11 protein-coding genes and 4 pseudogenes are annotated in these 18688 nt (G+C 43.7%); 4 read left to right on the forward strand and 11 right to left on the reverse strand.

The genetic code is table 11. The features are described 5' to 3' along the window. The first annotated feature begins 198 nt into the window (after positions 1-198). Positions 199-1101 (forward strand): Rpn family recombination-promoting nuclease/putative transposase, encoded by a 903-nt coding sequence (locus tag GKR74_RS10345; RefSeq protein ID WP_154603495.1) that lies wholly within the window; start codon positions 199-201, stop codon positions 1099-1101. A 68-nt stretch (positions 1102-1169) separates the two neighbouring features. Here the strand turns inward: GKR74_RS10345 and tusA are convergent, their stop codons facing one another. Beyond that, positions 1170-1424 (reverse strand): sulfurtransferase TusA, encoded by a 255-nt coding sequence (gene tusA / locus GKR74_RS10350; RefSeq protein WP_154603496.1) that lies wholly within the window; start codon positions 1422-1424, stop codon positions 1170-1172. Between the two features lie 161 nt (positions 1425-1585). Between tusA and GKR74_RS10355 the strand changes: the two are divergent. Beyond that, positions 1586-2272, forward strand: a pseudogene (locus tag GKR74_RS10355) (7-cyano-7-deazaguanine/7-aminomethyl-7-deazaguanine transporter). A 75-nt stretch (positions 2273-2347) separates the two neighbouring features. On the opposite strand, the gene glpC reads toward GKR74_RS10355, so the two are convergent. The 3 genes and pseudogenes from glpC to glpA form a co-directional block, all read right to left on the reverse strand. Further along, complete coding sequence (gene glpC / locus GKR74_RS10360) at positions 2348-3544, reverse strand: anaerobic glycerol-3-phosphate dehydrogenase subunit GlpC (protein WP_006659019.1); 1197 nt, start codon at positions 3542-3544, stop codon at positions 2348-2350. Beyond that, positions 3508-4836: pseudogene (glpB, locus tag GKR74_RS10365) on the reverse strand (glycerol-3-phosphate dehydrogenase subunit GlpB). Before glpB ends, glpC begins: the two are co-directional and overlap by 37 nt. Continuing rightward, positions 4829-6481, reverse strand: a pseudogene (gene glpA, locus GKR74_RS10370) (anaerobic glycerol-3-phosphate dehydrogenase subunit A); the annotation flags it as partial. The pseudogenes glpA and glpB, both read right to left, overlap by 8 nt. Before the next feature lie 434 nt (positions 6482-6915). On the opposite strand from glpA, the gene glpT reads away from it, so the two are divergent. Continuing rightward, entirely contained in the window at positions 6916-8265 is a 1350-nt protein-coding gene (gene glpT / locus GKR74_RS10375; protein WP_154603499.1) for a glycerol-3-phosphate transporter, read from the forward strand. Positions 8266-8479: 214 nt separating this feature from the next. Next, complete coding sequence (glpQ, locus tag GKR74_RS10380) at positions 8480-9553, forward strand: glycerophosphodiester phosphodiesterase (RefSeq protein ID WP_006659015.1); 1074 nt, start codon at positions 8480-8482, stop codon at positions 9551-9553. Between the two features lie 85 nt (positions 9554-9638). Here glpQ and GKR74_RS10385 read toward each other — a convergent pair whose 3' ends face one another. From GKR74_RS10385 to GKR74_RS10415, 7 genes and pseudogenes are all read right to left on the reverse strand, one after another. Further along, on the reverse strand, positions 9639-10763 hold the full coding sequence (locus GKR74_RS10385; protein ID WP_154603500.1) for a hypothetical protein: 1125 nt from the start codon (positions 10761-10763) through the stop codon (positions 9639-9641). Continuing rightward, positions 10736-11023 (reverse strand): annotated as a pseudogene (locus GKR74_RS10390) (PAAR domain-containing protein). The gene GKR74_RS10385 and the pseudogene GKR74_RS10390 overlap by 28 nt, the downstream one beginning before the upstream one ends. Positions 11024-11035: 12 nt before the next feature. After that, positions 11036-11965 (reverse strand): SEL1-like repeat protein, encoded by a 930-nt coding sequence (locus GKR74_RS10395; protein ID WP_154603539.1) that lies wholly within the window; start codon positions 11963-11965, stop codon positions 11036-11038. Between the two features lie 80 nt (positions 11966-12045). Further along, positions 12046-13050 (reverse strand): SEL1-like repeat protein, encoded by a 1005-nt coding sequence (locus GKR74_RS10400; RefSeq protein ID WP_230089145.1) that lies wholly within the window; start codon positions 13048-13050, stop codon positions 12046-12048. 5 nt (positions 13051-13055) lie between these two features. Beyond that, complete coding sequence (locus tag GKR74_RS10405; protein ID WP_154603501.1) at positions 13056-14024, reverse strand: SEL1-like repeat protein; 969 nt, start codon at positions 14022-14024, stop codon at positions 13056-13058. Positions 14025-14027: 3 nt separating this feature from the next. Further along, positions 14028-15950, reverse strand: coding sequence for a phospholipase D-like domain-containing protein (locus tag GKR74_RS10410; protein ID WP_154603502.1), 1923 nt, complete (start codon positions 15948-15950; stop codon positions 14028-14030). 1 nt (position 15951) lies between these two features. Then, on the reverse strand, positions 15952-18660 hold the full coding sequence (locus GKR74_RS10415) for a DUF2345 domain-containing protein (protein WP_154603541.1): 2709 nt from the start codon (positions 18658-18660) through the stop codon (positions 15952-15954). Positions 18661-18688: the final 28 nt, after the last annotated feature.

Here is an 18688-nt window from a genome sequence, read left to right on the forward strand (position 1 = left end):
CCTTCTGTTAGTTTGATATATCAACGCCGTAATGATCATCATTACGGCGTTTTTTTATGCGTGGAAAATTTAAAATCATCAATTACAGCAAAGAGTTATATTAACCATTCACCGCCTGAATTTAGGACTAACTTTTCTCCCGCACACAGAAATATTGGGTAATATCTCGGTCATCGACAACATTTGCTGAGCGTGGATATGGCTAATAATGCAAGTTCAATACCTCATGATGCCGCCTTTAAAGGCTTTATGACAAAGCAGGGTAATGCCCGAGATTTCTTTGAGCTTCATTTACCTGAGCAAATTAAACGCTTGTGCGATTTCGATACGCTTACCCTCATTAATTCAGCCTTTATTGATAGCAAACTGAGAACTCGGTTTTCCGATGTGCTCTATTCTGTACAAACAAAAATGGGAGATAGCTATATCTATTTGTTAGTCGAGCATCAGTCGACACCTGACAAGTTGATGGGTTGGCGTTTAATGCACTACGCATTTATGGCGATGAATCAACATCTACAGCAAGGGCATAAAACCTTACCGCTCGTTGTTCCCATTCTGTTTTATCACGGGGAAACATCCCCCTATCCTTATGAAGGTACATGGACACAATGCTTGCCCCACGCTGAAATAGCTCATGATCTATATAGCAGCCCTTTCCCGTTGGTGGACATCACCGTAGTTGAGGATACCGAAATAGTTAGTCACCGCAAAATCGCTGTGATGGAACTCGCAATGAAACACAAAAAACTACGAAATGACCACCAGAGAGTCACTGAGCACTTCGTTCAAATATTAAACAGCCACTATAATGACAAAGATGATGTGGTCACTATCTTGAATTACTTATTTATCATCATGGATTCACCTTATTACACCCATATCGTTAAGACGTTAGTCGATCAAGCCGAAAACCATCGAGGAGCTATTATGAATATTGCACAACGGTTAAAAAATGAAGGTAAAGTTGAGGGAAGAGTTGAGGGAAAGGAAGAAACCCTACAAGAAATTGCTTTAAAAAGTTTACAACTAGGTTTAAAAATCGACATTATTAGCAAACTCACTGGGTTATCAGACAGTGAAATTCAAGCGCTTAACTAAATCGTCCATCAACAATAGCCTCCTGCGAAGCAAAAAGGCTATCTATCATCAATGCCGCTGGCTAGGTATTACAAGCCGCTGGATTTTTTGCGCAATAAATAACGATACGGCGCATTCTCCACTTCAATCGCCAGCAGCTCGTGCTCCATAAAACGGCAAAAACCGGGAATATCGCGGGTGGTGGCAGGGTCATCTGCAATAATTAACAAAGTATCACCGTCCGCCATATTGCGTACGGTTTTACGTACCAGCATCACAGGTTCTGGGCAGCGCAGCCCTAGCGTATCAAGGGTTTTCGTTGGATTAGAAAATAAGTCAGACATAACACCACATTCTCTTGGTCATCAATGCGCTTATTGTAAAGCCACGCGCAGTGGATGAACAGTTTTGATTTTGTTGCGCAACGAGAGTATGATGCGCTCTTCCCAATTTAGGGATGTTATTCATGGGTTCCCTCACCCCATTGCGACTAAAAAGGTACAATATGTTTACGTTTACTCCGCAGCAAAAAGCCACTGCGTTAATTTGGCTATCGTTATTTCATATTTTAATTATTACATCCAGCAACTACTTGGTGCAGTTACCCATTAATATTTTTGGGTTTCATACTACCTGGGGTGCGTTTACCTTTCCCTTTATTTTCCTTGCTACGGACTTAACAGTTCGCATCTATGGTGCGCCATTAGCTCGTCGAATTATCACTGCGGTCATGCTACCGGCATTATTAATTTCGTATGTAATTTCTGCTCTGTTCTTCCAAGGAGAATGGCAAGGTTTTGCGGCTATCATGACATTTAACCTGTTTGTTGCGCGTATCGCGGCGGCAAGTTTTATGGCATATGTCCTCGGTCAAATATTGGATGTCAGCGTGTTTAACCGACTGCGCCAAAACAAACGTTGGTTTGTGGCTCCCGCCTGCGCCATGTTTTTTGGTAACTTGATTGATACCATCGCGTTCTTCTTTATCGCGTTTTATCAAAGCAGCGACCCGTTTATGGCAGCGAATTGGATGGAAATCGCCCTTGTTGATTACGTCTTCAAGTTATTAATTTGTATGCTGTTCTTCTTGCCAGCTTACGGTTTATTACTGAACTTTATTTTGAAGACTTTCTTCGCTACCGCCAGCAAGAAACAATTATCCCCACAGCACTGAGATAAAAAAGGGAGATAAGCCATCACTTATCTCCCAAAGGGTTAACTTGATTAATACCTAACGACTTTTCACATTGCTCAACACAACCATTGATTATTCGAGTGCGCGAGCTAGCAGCGAAATTGGGTGTTCACATTTCTTACTGGTGGACATTTCAATTTGCCATTTACAGGTTTCACAGTCGGTGATCACCATATCCGCGCCACTCTCTTCAATTTGACGAAATAGCCCTGCTCCAATACCTTGGGAAACTTCGTAGTTCTCTTTTTTGAACCCGTAAGTTCCTGCGATACCGCAGCATTGTGAATCTAAGACAATCAGTTCAACACCCGGTACGCGCTTGATCAGTTCAAGGGTGTAGGATGTCCAACCCATTTTTTCCATATGGCACGGCGTGTGATAAGCCACTTTTAATGGAGTGTGCTTCAGTTTCAGTTCGCGCCCTTCTTCCAGCAGACGATAAATATAGCGGGTCGCTAATTCAATGTTATCGCGCATCTCAGAGGTATCAACATCCAGCACATGGGTATACTCATCACGAATGGTAAATGTACAAGTCGATGAGGTCGCCACGACGGGAATATGTTTCTCCAGAATCGTCTCTTGGAGTGATTCCAAATTCACATTCGCTTGGCGTTTCGCTTGCTTCATAAATCCGTTTGCGATCAGTGCCACACCACAACATTTTTCACGTTTTAACAGCTGAACACCAATATTCATACCATTGAAAACTTTGATTAAATCTTTACCCAGTTGCGGATGGTTATAGTTCACATAGCAGCCATGGAAGAATGCCACTTGCTCTTCAAACTTCGCCTGCTCTGCGGCTTGTTTACCGTACCAACGACGGAAAGTCCCGAATGAATATTTCGGCAGCTCACGACGATGGTCAATTTTCAGGGCTTTATCCAGAATTTGGCGAACGGGTTTTAAACCCGTAATAGTATTGACTACAGGGGCAAATGGGGTCGATAAGGAGCCCATGATATCTGTATGGCTTAAAATCGCATCACGCAGTTTCGGTTTCTGCTGGCTATAGGTATTACGAGCGCGGGCGATAATATCCCCAATCTTCACATCAGACGGGCACGCCACTTCACAACGCTTACAGTTAGTACAGAATTTCAATGCATCATCGTACATCATCGGATCTTTTAAGCGTAAACGCTCACCATCAGGACCCGCTTGTTTTGGCCCTGGATACAGTGGGTTCGCCTTTGCCACTGGGCAGTAGGTGGTACAAACAGTACATTTTATACAGCTTTCAAAGCTTGCATCTTGAATACTCATTGTGCCACCTCCGCCTGCATGGCTTGATCTTTAGCAAATTCATTCACGATTTCATTCGCAGCATATAAGCCCGTGACCAGTGAAACCCCTGCACCACAGCCTTGAGTTAGTGGATCAAACCCACTTAAGACCGCACCTGCGATATACAGGTTTTCGATGGTTTCACCGTGTTTTTTACCGCGTAAATTTCCGTCGGTTTGTACACCAAACGCCATGTATGGCTGAGATGCGAAGAACTCTTTGTTCGTCCATTTGGCGCGGTCGCCGATTTCGCCTAAATCCAAATTCATCAAAGGTTCATACACTTGGTCAAATTTCGCGACCAAGCCGTTATTAAAGAAACTTCCCGTCGCCAACACAAAATGTTTAGCTTTCAATGAAATATTGCCGTGATTACGGGTTTGAACAGATTCAATACGTGACCCCACGAAATTGACGGAAGTGACTTTATCACCCGGCATCATGATCCCGCCTTGACGGCGGAACTGGCGTAATAGCATTTCATGAAGGCGAATACCTAATAAAGATGGCGGTAATGTTGGCAGTAAAAATAGCGGCTTACCTAAGCGTTTCTGCAACTCTAACATTGGCTCTTCACTGTCAAGACCAATACACGCAGGCATAAACACCGCATCCGCATTAGCAACTAACGGTGCAATTTCTTCCACAATTTGCGCCATATTTTCAGGTCTATCTAACCAGCGCGCTACGTTAATCGCGCGGAACTCGCTTGGGTTTTCTCTTAAGCGGTCAAGTAACGGTAAGTGGACATAGCACGCCTCGGCTTCGAGCCCTTGACGGTCTAGCTCATCCGCCACCATTTGCGGTTGAAAATCGAGGAAACCTTCAATGCCCACAACGGCAATTTTGCCTAATTCCATCGGTTGATGGAGCGCAGTTGTTGGTACCGACTCTGGGCTAAGCCATGTCATTCGCTTATGACCTAACGGCGTAATACGGTAATGGTTTTCTTCGCAAGAACCTTTTAGATGTAGCCCTGCTTGCTGTAGTGTAGTCTGTGCCAATTTAGCCAGCTCAGCGACTTTTTCTGCCCCAATCAAACTGTACGGATGACTCGGTGCTTGTTGTTTTAGCGCTTCCAACATGGACAGCGGTTGCTCAACTTGAGTGCCATCAGGAAGATGCGTTAATAAATCCAATGAGCCCGACGAGAAATGCAGTGCGTTCTGCCCTGCACTCACGATGGCACAAGAAAGTCCTGATTGAGTCAGACGAATTCCACAGATAAGACCGGCAAGGCCTCCGCCCATCACTACTGCATCATATTTCATTCTCTGCCTCCTTCTGAGCAGGCTGGCTCAATGTACTTTCATTCATGCCACATAATCCGTGATACACCCAACTGGTAAACTCGCTTTCACGCAAAGCATCCCCCCAAGCAATCGGTCTCACCCCTTTCCAACGCTCATTTAAGAAGTGCCCCAGTTGCTGCTCGGTTTCATGTGGTGTAGTGACGTTAAAACGATTGAGTAATCCCGCCGCGCGGCAAGCACAAAGTTCACCTTGGCACGTCCCCATACCCACACGGGTACGACGGCGTAAATCAAGCAAGTTATTGACGGTTAAAGATTCCACTGCATAACGAACCTCACCCGCCGTCACCGCTTCACACTCACACACTAAGCTTTTATCTAAACGATTAGCGCTGAGGATCGCAGACGCCCTATCACCATGACGATAAACCGCCGAACCGCGAATAGGTGCCGGGATAGAGACCACATTACGCAACGCTTCTTCTGCGCTGTGTTGAGATCCGGGTAGTGGTTCTTCAGCAGTTGTACATGGGGTCGTAACACCCAATTTTTCACAAACTTTATTGGTCGCCCATTCTGCCATTAAGCGATAAGTCATTAATTTACCGCCCGTAATGGTAATGAAACCATCTAAACCATCGCGTTTTGCGTGGTCGAGTAACACGATACCGCGGCTTACGTTACGACCAGAAGGGTCATCATCACTCGCCACTAATGGGCGAACACCTGCATACGCGCGTAAGATGCGCGTTGTCGCTAATGCTGGTGACAACATAGAACCTTCGCGGATCAAAATATCCACTTCTTCTGGTGTCACATACATATTATCGATTTGGTCATATTCGATATGCGTTGACGTAGTACCAATCAAAGAAATGGTATCCCCCGGAACCAGAATGTCCGCATCTGCCGGTTTACGGCAACGGTTGATCACCATATTGTTAAGACGGTGACCTAAAATAAGTAATGCCCCTTTCGCTGGGAACATTTTGATTTTCAGATCGGCGTATTCGGCAATTTTCTGTCCCCAAATTCCGCCAGCATTCACCACGATTTGCGCATGAATATCATATTGGCGTTTAGCTTGATGGTCATAAACCGTCACGCCGCGGACTTTATCCCCTTGGCGGATCAAGCCAATCACTTCATGGTAAGTCAGCACTTTAGCGCCATGTTCGCGCGCATCGAGCATATTGGCAGCGGTTAAGCGGAATGGATCAACAGTACCATCAGGCACGCGAACCGCACCAATTAAACGCGGGTTAACTGAAGGTTCTAAGCGAATAGCTTCTGCGGGATCAATCGCTTGAGCATCAATGCCAGCGGATTGGCAAGCGGTGATAAATTGCTGCTGATATTCGAGGCTATCTTCAGGTAGGGTAATAAAGAGTCCATCGGTTTTTTCAACACAATGATGGGCAATACGCTTAAGAATTTTGTTTTCTTCTATACACTCTCTTGCCGATTCACTATCTGTCACAGCATAACGAGCACCACTGTGTAGCAAGCCATGGTTACGCCCTGTTGCACCTGTCGCAATATCATGCCGTTCTAGCAAAACTGCTTTTAATCCACGGCGAGCGCAGTCACGAGCGACACCTGCACCTGTTGCGCCACCACCGATAATGATGACATCCGTTTCAGTCACAGATGAGCCATTCATGTCGCATTCCTCACGTTAATCAATCTTCACTATTCGATAAGTATAGTTTCTATTTTTATAGTCTATAGTTAATATAAGCTCAAAAAAGCGCTCAATGTTTGATAAGGAACAAAAACGAAAGTCAAAAGTACAAATTAGGTACATCAAAGCGCGGAAGCGTGATAACCCTCACAAAATAATTCACAATTTTAGTTCCATTCCATTCACAAATCGCATTAACTATGCAGCCAGATAAACAAAATCAATAATTGTGCGTTAGATTACAGATAAAATGTTTTTTAACGATTAAGATTTAGCGCAATTAGAAAATAAAAGCGCTTAAAGAAACTCGATTGTTTTCGTTTTTGTTACTTCTCCCATAATAAACGCTCAACAACTTCACAACATATGTGAAATGAAGAGCATATAACTACTGACATGCCATCGGAGGCTTTATGTTACGCATGTTTAAACCCGCCGCTCATATCGAGAGGCTGCCAGCGGATAAGGTAGATCCCGTCTATCGTAAATTACGTTGGCAGATTTTCCTGGGGATTTTCTTCGGTTACGCAGCATACTACTTAGTTAGAAAGAACTTCGCCCTTGCAATGCCTTATCTTGTTGAACAAGGTTTCTCTAAAGGTGACCTTGGTTTCGCATTATCTGGGATTTCAATCGCCTATGGTTTCTCCAAATTTATCATGGGCTCATTTTCCGACCGTGCTAACCCTCGGTACTTCTTACCGGCAGGTTTGATCCTCGCTTCACTTGTCATGATATTCATGGGCTTCGTGCCATGGGCAACGTCTAGCATCATGATTATGTTCGTGCTGCTGTTCCTATGTGGTTGGTTCCAAGGTATGGGTTGGCCTCCTTGCGGACGTACCATGGTTCACTGGTGGTCACAAAAAGAACGTGGCGGTATCGTCTCCGTTTGGAACTGTGCGCATAACGTCGGCGGTGGTCTGCCTCCATTACTGTTCCTGTTAGGTATGGCATGGTTTAACGACTGGAAAGCTGCGCTATATATGCCAGCATTCGCGGCTATTTTAGTGGCAATGATTGCCTTCGCATTAATGCGTGATACCCCGCAATCTTGTGGTCTGCCACCAATTGAAGAGTACAAAAACGACTATCCAACAGACTATAAAGCCTCTGATGAAGAAGAATTAACCGCTAAAGCTATCTTCATGAAGTATGTATTCCCTAACAAACTTCTGTGGATGATTGCTATCGCTAACGTGTTCGTATACTTACTACGTTACGGTGTTCTGGACTGGTCACCAACTTACCTGCGCGAAGTTAAACACTTCACAATGGATAAATCTTCATGGGCTTACTTCCTGTATGAATATGCGGGTATTCCAGGAACGCTGCTGTGCGGTTGGATGTCGGATAAAGTCTTCCGTGGTAACCGTGGCGCGACAGGCGTGTTCTTCATGACCTTAGTGACCATTGCAACTATCGTCTTCTGGATGAACCCAGCGGGTAACCCAGGCGTTGATATGGCATGTATGTTGATTATCGGTTTCTTAATCTATGGCCCTGTCATGCTGATCGGTCTGCACGCTCTTGAGCTTGCACCTAAGAAAGCAGCGGGTACCGCCGCAGGCTTCACCGGTTTATTCGGTTATCTTGGTGGTTCTGTTGCCGCAAGTGCTATCGTCGGTTATACCGTTGACTACTTCGGTTGGAACGGCGGTTTTGCTGTGATGATCGGTGGTTCTGCACTGGCCGTTGTTTTACTGTTCATCGTTATGCTGAGCGAAAGTAAACATAAACGCGAACTCGCTAAAAACCAATAAGCGACCGCTTATGTTGAGTTGATTAGCTAGATTGATGGGTTATATCAAGAAAAGGATATAACCCATTTTTTTACCCAAAATTTGTTATCGGCACCATTTTATATCTGTAAAAGTATTTATCTATAAATTTATCTACCTATAAAACTGTTTACCTACAAGCTTTTTACTTACAAATTTTTTTCTTACAAACAATGAGTACCAAGGAGATTTACTGATGAATTTTCAATTAAAAACATTAGTCGCAAGTATGGTCTTAGTGATGTCAGTCTCTGCTGCTGCCGAAACGGCAGGTAAAGTGGTAATTGCGCATCGTGGTGCAAGTGGTTATTTACCTGAACATACCCTTCCAGCGAAAGCGATGGCTTATGCGCAAGGCGCGGATTTCCTAGAACAAGATTTAGTGATGACCAAAGATAATGAACTGGTTGTTCTTCATGACCACTATCTGGATCGCGTCACTGATGTAGCAGATAAGTTTCCAAATCGCGCACGTAAAGATGGTCGCTACTATGCCATCGACTTTACCCTGCCAGAAATTAAATCCCTGAAATTCACGGAAGGTTTCGACATTGTTGACGGCAAAAAAGTCCAAAGCTATCCAAACCGTTTCCCAATGGGTAAATCTGATTTCCGTGTTCACACCTTCCAAGAAGAGATTGAATTTATTCAAGGTTTGAACAAATCTACGGGTAAAAATATCGGTATCTACCCTGAAATTAAAGCCCCTTGGTTCCATCAACAAGAAGGCAAGGATATCACCAAGAAAACCTTAGAAGTCCTGAAAGAGTATGGCTATACCAACAAAGATTCTAACGTTTATCTGCAATCTTTCGACCCAATTGATCTAAAACGCATCAAAACGAAACTGATGCCAGAAATGGGAATGGATTTAAAACTGATCCAATTAATCGCTTATACCGATTGGGAAGAAACACAAGAGCAGAAGCCAGATGGAACATGGGTGAACTATAACTATGATTGGATGATGAAGCCGGGTGCGATGAAAGAGATTGCAACCTACGCAGATGGTATTGGTCCTGACTATCATATGCTCATTAGCGAAGATTCTACGCCAACCAATATCAAAGTGAACGGTATGGTGAAGGAAGCTCACGCGAACCATATGGCGGTGCATCCATTTACTATCCGTGTGGACAAACTGCCTAAGTACGCGAAAGATGGTCAGCAGTTATATGACATTATTTATAACCAAGCTGATGTTGATGGTGCCTTTACAGATTTCCCAGATTTAGGGGTTAAGTTCTTAGAGCAGCAAAAGCAGAAGTAGCTCCCCCTCACTCTCTCGAGTCAATTGCAAGTCAATGACTCGAGAGAGTCTTTTCAATCAGAATAACGACTCGCTTATTTAGACTTTAAGCCTGAATTTGCTGCAATAAAAGTTGCGTTTCATGTTGCTGAGCTATCAGACTGTGGTGCGAATATTCACACGCCAATGACAGCGCCACAACATGGCGAGCTATAGCGCCTTTCCCTAAAAGGGCATCAATATCATAAAGATGCTCTGATAAATTAGGTACTTTCTGTCGTGCATAGCTCTCGATGCACTTTCCTTTATCATTTTCTTTCACGCCACTGTGCCAAACCCTATCCAATTGCTCCCCTGAATACTGAAATTCACACTGTGTTTTCAGTGCATTTGCGAAAGATTCTTTATCTGTAGATATCGGACGCAGGAGCTTTGCTTTGATAGGTGCTCTTAAACGTTCGTAAAATCCTTGAGGTGCAAGCAATAGGCTCGCGGCTTCTTCACTCGCCGTCGAATCTAACTGAAACGCCAAAATGGCGTATAGCTTGGGTTCAAAGGCATTTTCATACAATGCTAATAACCATTGACTGAACGACTCGGAGGGTAATATCTCAACGGATTCCAGCGTCAATGACAAACGCGCAGCTTCCCGCTCAATCAGTTCCTGCCAGTTAGATTCATTATCTTCAGTTTGCCAATATAGGGTAATAGGCTGGGAGAGAGAATGTTGATGGTAATACTCGGCAATGGGCGCAAGTAATTTTCGCACCACTATTTCTTGTTTTTCCCATGACGAAAGCGATTTCAATGAGCTTAGCGTCAATACATTATCTTTATTGGGTGGCAATGAAGATAAAGAAATACCGTTTTGTTGCTCTTCATCGATTTGCGTTAATCGAGTATGCGTTAACACCCCAAGGTGCTTGCCTGCCCAATAACGCCATTCTCTGCGAGCATCATCTAACATATTGGTAAAAAGTTGATGGCGATAAGCAGCGATTGAGTAGATAAAAAATCGAATAAAACCCACCAACAGCGCGGGGCAAATAACGAATACAATCATCAGCGTAGTGTTGCTGGTAGTTGGCGATAGCATTTCATTTGTGGATAAATAGAGGCTCAGCCCAAATCCAAGAGCACCTACAATCAGCATAATCAAAAACCAAAGCATCCAACGGGGTACTTTAGGCGCTAGAGGGTGATCTAATGAAGGTGTTTTCCAACTCATCATGATTGTTCGCCCGACGATGACAAACTAGCAATAAGCGTACAGCCACATTCAGTTTGAAAACCATTCAGTGCCGCCTGACGACCGGATATTAAAATGCGCGTTGAACCGGGTAAAATGGCATTAACACCATGTCCTTTTTTTGGGCAATCCACTTTGTCGCCCACTAAAGCGATGGGTTTACCATACATAACAGAGCCAGATGCAGTAATCACTTCACCGCCATGAGTGGTTTTGTCACCTAAACGAACAAGTGCGCGCATGATAAAATCCTTTTATTGATTATCCGGTTGTTTTGAATATTCAAACGTACCATCCCATTCAGGGAGTTCGGCAGGAGGAAGTGGAACGATTTTATCGATATCGGGGAATTTGGCTGTTTCGTCAGAAGCATCCATTTCTTTGACAATTGCATAATAACGTGCAGAACGTTCAAGATCTGCCTTCACTGGTAGGTAATAAGGTGAACTTTCTTTTACATTAGGCTTGAAAGCTTTTTCTAATGTTGAGGCTGCAGGTCTATAACCGTTTCTAACTGATATTTGATAATATTGTAACATAGCACTTATATTTTCTTCTACGTTCAATAAATAACCCGCTAGCCTATATGCAGCCTCTCCACTACCTTGTTTAGCTGCACAGTCCAACATCTTTTTTCCTATTTCGGGTCGATAGGCTGGGTTATCTCTGTCCGATAAGCGCTGGGAAACAAATATATCGCCAATGACATATTGGGCTTCTGGATTACCTAAATCTGCTGCTTGGCGAAAATACGCTAAGGCTTTTGTACGGTCTGCAATGACACCATAGCCTGTATCAAGATAGTGCCCCATTTGGTAATAACCGTAACTGATATTCAATTTAGCCATTTTTTGAATAATATCCCATACCTCCTGGGCTGGGCCTTTACCTTCAATGGGGAGGACCTTGCCATAACTGATTAAATTGCTTAAGTTAAGCATGGCTTTAGGGTGATTCCGCTCGGCGGCTTTGCGGTAGAGCTCACCAATTTGCTTATAATCTCGTTGAGATTTATTCACCTTTTCAAGTTCACGGGCTTGTTTAAACCAAATGTCGGCTTCAGGAGCAACGGGAGGTAATGTGTCTTTTTCATACACACAGGTGAACGTTAAATCGGGTTCGTTTTTTTGAATCGGTGGCGCTTCCTTTTTATCCATCGGGTTGCAAGCGCTCAGCACCAACATGCTACAAATCAATGCACCGCATTTAAATATGCGACGAACAACTGATTGATGATGAAATAAAAAGGAACGATTCATCTTGATTATTGCCCCTCTGCCTGTTTTTTATATTCAAACGTGCCATCCCATTCAGGGAGTTCGGCAGGGGGAAGAGGAACGATTTTATCAATATCGGGGAATTTGGCTGTTTCATCAGAGGCATCCATTTCTTTGACTATTGCATAATAACGTAATGAACGTTCTTTATCAGGCTTTACATTGAGATAATAAACACGTTCTAATGCTGTCTTTGGATCAAAAGCACCAGTTAAAGTTGCTGCTGCATGTCGATACCCATTTTTCGTTGATAGTTGATAATACTTTAAAGCACTATTAAAATTTTGATCAACAACTCGTAAGTAAAAAGCAAGATTATATGCAGCTTCTCCGTTTCCTTGATTAGCCGCACATTCGAGCATTTTTTTACCAATTTCAGGGCGATAAGCCGGATTGTCCTTATCGGATAATCGCATTGATATCAGAATGTCACCAATCACACTTTGTGCCTCAGGACTGCCTAAATCCGCTGCTTGGCGAAAATAGGCTAAAGCTTTAGTACGATCAGCGACGACTCCATAGCCCGTATCGAGGTAGTGTCCCATTTGGTAATAACCGTAGCTGATGTTCAACTTTGCCATTTTTTGGATAATGTCCCACACCTCTTGAGCTGGACCTTTACCTTCAATGGGGGGGACCTTGCCATAACTGATTAAATTGCTTAAGTTAAGCATGGCTTTAGGGTGATTCCGCTCGGCGGCTTTGCGGTAGAGCTCACCAATTTGCTTATAATCTCGTTGAGATTTATTCACCTTTTCAAGTTCACGGGCTTGTTTAAACCAAATGTCGGCTTCAGGATCAACGGGAGGTAATGTATCTTTTTCATACACACAGGTGAACGTTAAGTCGGGTTCTGTTTTTTGAGCTAGTAACTCATCCTTTTTATCCGCAGGGTTGCAAGCACTGAGTATCAACAAACTACATAGCACTGCACTGTATTTAACGGTGCCACAAGCCACAGATGGCATATGAGATAAAAAGGAAAGATTCATTTTGGTTATTGCCCCTCTGCCTGTTTTTTATACTCAAAAGTGCCATCCCATTCCGGGAGTTCAGCAGGTGGGAGGGGAACTATTTTATCGATATCGGGGAATTTAGCTGTTTCATCAGAAGCATCCATTTCTTTGACTATAGCCGCATAGCGAGCTGAGCGTTCTGGATCTGGTTTAATAGGAATATAATACATCGAGTTTTCCTTTACATTAGGCTTAAAACCTTCAGCTAACGCTGAAGCTGATGCTCGATAACCATTTTTTACAGCTAACTGATGATATTTCATCCCATTGTCTAATTCCTTATCTACATCTAAATAATATGTCGCTAAATAATATGCAGCCTTTCCATGTTGTTGCTGTACGGCACAATCTAGCATTTTTTTGCCGATTTCAGGGAAAAAAGCTGGGTTGTCTTGCATATTATCTAGCCTTTTTGAAAGGAAGATATCACCAATGACAAATTGAGCTTCAGGACTGCCTAAATCAGCAGCTTGGCGAAAATAAGCTAAAGCTTTAGTACGGTCGGCGACGACTCCATAGCCTGTATCTAAATAATGCCCCATTTGGTAATAGCCATAGCTGATATTCAATTTCGCCATTTTTTGAATAATATCCCACACCTCTTGGGCGGATCCCTTCCCTGCTATTGGAGGTATTTTGCCATAACTGATTAAATTGCTTAAGTTAAGCATGGCTTTGGGGTGATTACGCTCTGCGGCTTTGCGGTAGAGTGCACCAATTTGAGCATAATCCCGTTGAGATTTATTGACCTTTTCAAGTTCTCGCGCCTGTTTGAACCAAATGTCGGCTTCCGGATCAACGGGGGGCAAGGTGTCTTTTTCATACACACAGGTGAACGTTAAGTCGGGTTCTGTTTTTTGAGCCACTGTGGTATCCTTTTTCTCAATGGGTTTACAAGCCGTCAGTAAGATCAAGCCTATTAATAATGTAATTTTTATATCTATGCTCATCAGTTAGTCCGCATTTTTTAAACTAATCGTTTTATCCTCAAAGGGAATTAAGGAGCTAATTGGCATTAACTTTCTGCTTTTGTTTAATTTATTTTTATCTATAATTTGAGTCCATTGTTTAAATTCAAGTGTCAAATCACTTGAGATACTTCCAGTCCTCTTATGCAATCCCCATAACTTTTCTCTCAACGGTTTTACAATTGGAAAATCATCGCTATCTTGCAATATCACTGCGATTTCACTGTCGAATGCCATGCTGCGTAAATTGATATTGGCAGAGCCTTGAATTAAAAAGGTATCATCGACTAAGGTTAATTTACTGTGGACATATACTTGCTGCCATCTATCCGAATCAGGAGAAACAAGGGTACAGATCATTGTTTCTAGTCCTTCAATTTTTTCAGGCTGGATGTCATCAGGGCTTTTGATATCTTCACTTCGGATATAGACCCCCCAATAACCCGACTTAGGTTTGTACGACTGATCGTAAACATGCTCTTTCATTAAATCTCGACGACCAAGCTGTTCTAGCATTTTATAAGTTTGATAGCCACCCACTTCATTTGAACTTCCTACCAATGGTTTTTCTGTCGAATTAGTGACAACAAAAAGATAAAACGGAGGCGGTTTAATGCCTTGTAATTTACTGTTTATTTCTGCATCTTCTAAAAAACGGCGGTTTCGTTCTTCAACCATATCCCGTAAATTGGTTGCGATAGATGACAAACGAAAATATTGATTTTCAAAATAGATATAGTTTCGAGCATGTTTAACGCCATGATCATAGGCTTTTAATATATCGTATTCGTCGTGTTGTGGCTGGGTACGGCAAATTTTTCCACCCGTGGGAACTAAAGGCTCATTCACTAAAAAGGTGTAATGGGCGTTGAGATTTTTGATATGCTCAGGTGTCGGGATATAGTCACATCGTGAACGACTTTCTCTCTGTGCAAGTTGCTCTACATCGTAACTTTTACTGGTGAAGAACCCATCAGTTTTTTTCCACGCCGACACAAAGTTATCATTTAAATCATACAGTAGCTCACCATACACACAGTTTGAGGTATCCTGCCACGCCGTTACGCCATCGCGACCCAACCAAGATTTTTCCTCATAACGATCGATAGCGTGAGCATCTTGATCCCAATATTCCGAGTGCATATTGTGCCCCATCACAAAACCAATCGCATTGTCAGGCTCTTCATAATCAATCAAAACCGCTTTTTGGTGGTGCGTAGAACCCGCAGCCAGTGCTGCCCAGCGAGCGCTTAACTCAGCTTCTTGGCTAGAAAACTGATGATTGGTTCGTTCAGTGACATCTTTTAATCTCGAATCAGGTATACTCATTGCAATATCACGAGTCCGTACTGACAAGTTTTTGACAAGTCCAAGGTGAACTTTACGGTTCCAAGCGATATCAAACTGATATTGTTTTTGGGTTTGGTAATCTAGTTTTTCACCAAACACAAGAAAATCATTGAGTTGGGATGGAGATATGATTTTTTTCCCCCAACCAGGAAAGCTTTTCTCAAAATGTTTTCCCACATGATCAAACCACACAAGTACACGCACTTGCACACCTTCATTGGCCTTTTGCTCTAACAACTCGCCAATCATCGGATATTGACCTTCTCGGGCATCCGAACTACGTTCAAAATACATAGAGGGTTGAAAGCCCCATGTAATAATATCAATACTTTTTTTCGCTTTTCTAATGGCTTCCGCAACGGCGGCAAAGGTTTGTTGTCCATTAATTAATGGTGCATAGGTAAATAAACTCATGGGGTATTTCGTTCGTTCAGGTATCCAGCTTGGCGTCACATGTGCCACCATGCAACTAGATACCGGTATATCAATCATCGGTGGCGTTGCTGATGTTGGGAGTTGAACCCCGAACGGGAATTGGCTCCAATTACCTCCAGACATATTACTTATCCTTTTTGAATGCAGTTAAAAACTCTGAAAGGTTTTGACCCCATGCATCGCCAATACGTGCTTTTTCACGCTCTTGGCTAGGTGCGCTTGGTCTAAATCCAATATTGACTGTAGGCTCGTTACTGCCATCATCTTCAGCTGGTGGTGGTATTGTAATGTCATATCGATCGCCACTGAGTAGGTATAGTTGATAGCTATCCGTGGGAATATCATGGTCAATTTGGATATTTCCTTGCGCATCACTCATACCTTTTAGGATAAGCGCCCCATTGGCATACAGCTCATACGGCTCAAACGCACGCGCCTTCATTGGGCTTTGCGGTGACGAACTCAGTTGAAAACGCAAGGTTTGTTTTGGCATTGATTGTGGAAATTGCGGATGAGTGACATCCATCGAGGCAGGGCCTTCAACCACCCAATTAGTCGCTTTTACCGTTTGATTGCTGGGGCTGCCGTACTCAATTTGCCCGCCTTTTAAGCGAATATAGGCGCCACCACAGGTCAATAGCAGTTCATCTTTGGCTGCAACCACGGTTTTACCACCGGTACTGGTGACGGTCATGTCCTTAAGTGAGGTTAAGTGCATTTCATCGCTTTGGGCTTGAATTTCCACCTTGCCTTTTGCCGCAAAGGCTTTGATACCTAAACTTTGGGCAAATAAACTAATCGCTTGACCTGCCGCTAAGGTGATTTTTTTCCCCACTGAAATATCTGCCTGTTTATTAGCGGTTAGGGTGATATTTTCACCACTGCTCGCCTGTACCGTTTTCGGGGAAGTTAATGCGATACCCGCGGGCGCACTGAGTAACATTACCGCTTGTTGCAGTTCATTAATCGATTGGTTGAGTAAGGTTTGTTGGGCATTTAAATCTGCCAGTTCGGCTTTCGCCACTTCGGCAGCCTCCCGTAAAGAACTCACCAAGTTCAGCGCATCATCCAATTGCTGCTTGGCTTCGCGCATATCCAGTTGTTCAGAAGAGGCTTTCGTGCGTAAATCGGTGCTGATAAACAGCCCTTTACCTGCGCGTATTGCGCCCCAACTGTCAGTGCGCAGTTCAAAACCGTCACCGCGTTTTTCACGCCCTTGATTAACCAAATGCCCTAAATTAAGTTGGGATTTTCCGCCGTATTCGGTGCTGAGCTTGATATGCTCTTCCCCGCGCTTATCTTCCATACGAAGCTTATTATTTGCCGGAGTACGAATGACGTTGCGAGTATTGTTTTTATCCGTCACATGGTCTGTGCGATGGGAGTCATGCAAGGCATGGGCGATATACGGTCTATCTGGGTCGCCTTCATGGAAGGCAATCGCCACTTCTGTTCCTTGGATTAACGGGAAGTGTATTCCGTAGGTATCCCCCGCATAGGGTTTGGCCAGCCGCACAGGCATACTTTCATATCCCGTCGGTTTTTCATCTCGGTCGGCATCGAATTTCACCCAGTAAAAGCCGTGTTCATTTTGATGGGCGTAAATATCGTGGGATTTGGCGCTGGTAATACGCGCCATTAATGTGCCTGCTATCACAGGGCGAGGCTTTAGAACAGGTCGCCAGCACAGTGCTTCGGTGTACGGCGCCGCATCAAATTGAATCACTAATGCACGGCTACGACTGCCTGAAAATCGTAATCGAGTGATTAAAATTTCGGATTGAAAATCAGTGGGTAAGGTGGATGGTAATTGGCTATCGATGACTTTAAAAATCATCAACGGCGTTAAGCGCGGTGAATTGCTTTTGCCTCGTAGCAGCGTTTGGCGGGCGAGAAAGCGTTCATGGTCTAGCCGTGACCAAAAATGGGCGGTTTCCGTTTCAGGTTGGTATTTCTCTCCACGCTCAAGATGGCGGGCTTTGTAGTGGTAAACATCGCCATAGTTTATATCGTCTCCATCTCCGCGAGTCATATCCGTTTCAATGGATAGCAACGTTTGCATCGCTTGCCGGTGATTATAATCTTTAGTCACGACACTGCGCTCCACCACTTGGTGACGTAGCGATAACCCCCACACGCTTTCAACGCCATTGTCATTCATGCCTGAAGGGCTATTGAGTGGCAGCTGTAAATCGTACACATAAGCGCGTTGGCTATCGCCAAAGTGAATAATTTCCGTCTTCGTGTCGGTCTGGAGACTAAAGGAATAGAAAATGCCCACTTCACTGAGCAAACGCTCAATAAATTGCCAGTCATTTTCATTGATTTGGTTGATTTGCTCCCGCTTGGGATATTGTCGTTGCAGGTGAAACTCAAACTCCCAGCCCTGAATTTTGTGTTCACGCAAGATAAACTCAATCACTTCCGGTACAGATTTATTGAGGAAAAAGCGATAGGAACGCATCTGATGGCGCAGCAATGAGACAAACGGCTCAATCACAATTTGGTACTGGGCTTCATCTGCTGAACCAGATAACCGTTTAAAATGTGTGACGACCCCATGAATTCGCTTTTGCGGTTCACTCAGTGAATCTAATGCCGCCAGCGGAATAGTGGGAGATGAAAAGGTAAAATGGGCGGTACGACGAAGAAACTGTTGAGCTGGTAGGTTTTGAGCTGGGGAGGTGAATGTTATCTGATAGCGATAGGTTTCACTAATGGCTTCTCGCCCAATGAAAGATTCAACATCCAATGGAACACTACAACCTTGAACGCCCAATTGATAGCGATTATGGCGTGGAGCGATTTTTAAAGCGAGATCCTGTAAGCCCATTCTATTCATGCTCCTTTTCTGCTTGTTC

Origin of the sequence: Providencia sp. wls1914, from assembly GCF_009706645.1 — a bacterium.
GTDB lineage: Bacteria > Pseudomonadota > Gammaproteobacteria > Enterobacterales > Enterobacteriaceae > Providencia > Providencia zhijiangensis.

Bases quoted from the DNA above. Each gene is read 5' to 3' on its own strand.
- GKR74_RS10345 (WP_154603495.1), top strand. From the start codon at position 199: ATGGCTAATAATGCAAGTTCAATACCTCATGATGCCGCCTTTAAAGGC.
- tusA (WP_154603496.1), bottom strand. From the start codon at position 1,424: ATGTCTGACTTATTTTCTAATCCAACGAAAACCCTTGATACGCTAGGG.
- glpC (WP_006659019.1), bottom strand. From the start codon at position 3,544: ATGAGTATTCAAGATGCAAGCTTTGAAAGCTGTATAAAATGTACTGTT.
- glpT (WP_154603499.1), top strand. From the start codon at position 6,916: ATGTTACGCATGTTTAAACCCGCCGCTCATATCGAGAGGCTGCCAGCG.
- glpQ (WP_006659015.1), top strand. From the start codon at position 8,480: ATGAATTTTCAATTAAAAACATTAGTCGCAAGTATGGTCTTAGTGATG.
- GKR74_RS10385 (WP_154603500.1), bottom strand. From the start codon at position 10,763: ATGATGAGTTGGAAAACACCTTCATTAGATCACCCTCTAGCGCCTAAA.
- GKR74_RS10395 (WP_154603539.1), bottom strand. From the start codon at position 11,965: ATGTTGGTGCTGAGCGCTTGCAACCCGATGGATAAAAAGGAAGCGCCA.
- GKR74_RS10400 (WP_230089145.1), bottom strand. From the start codon at position 13,050: ATGAATCTTTCCTTTTTATCTCATATGCCATCTGTGGCTTGTGGCACC.
- GKR74_RS10405 (WP_154603501.1), bottom strand. From the start codon at position 14,024: ATGAGCATAGATATAAAAATTACATTATTAATAGGCTTGATCTTACTG.
- GKR74_RS10410 (WP_154603502.1), bottom strand. From the start codon at position 15,950: ATGTCTGGAGGTAATTGGAGCCAATTCCCGTTCGGGGTTCAACTCCCA.
- GKR74_RS10415 (WP_154603541.1), bottom strand. From the start codon at position 18,660: ATGGGCTTACAGGATCTCGCTTTAAAAATCGCTCCACGCCATAATCGC.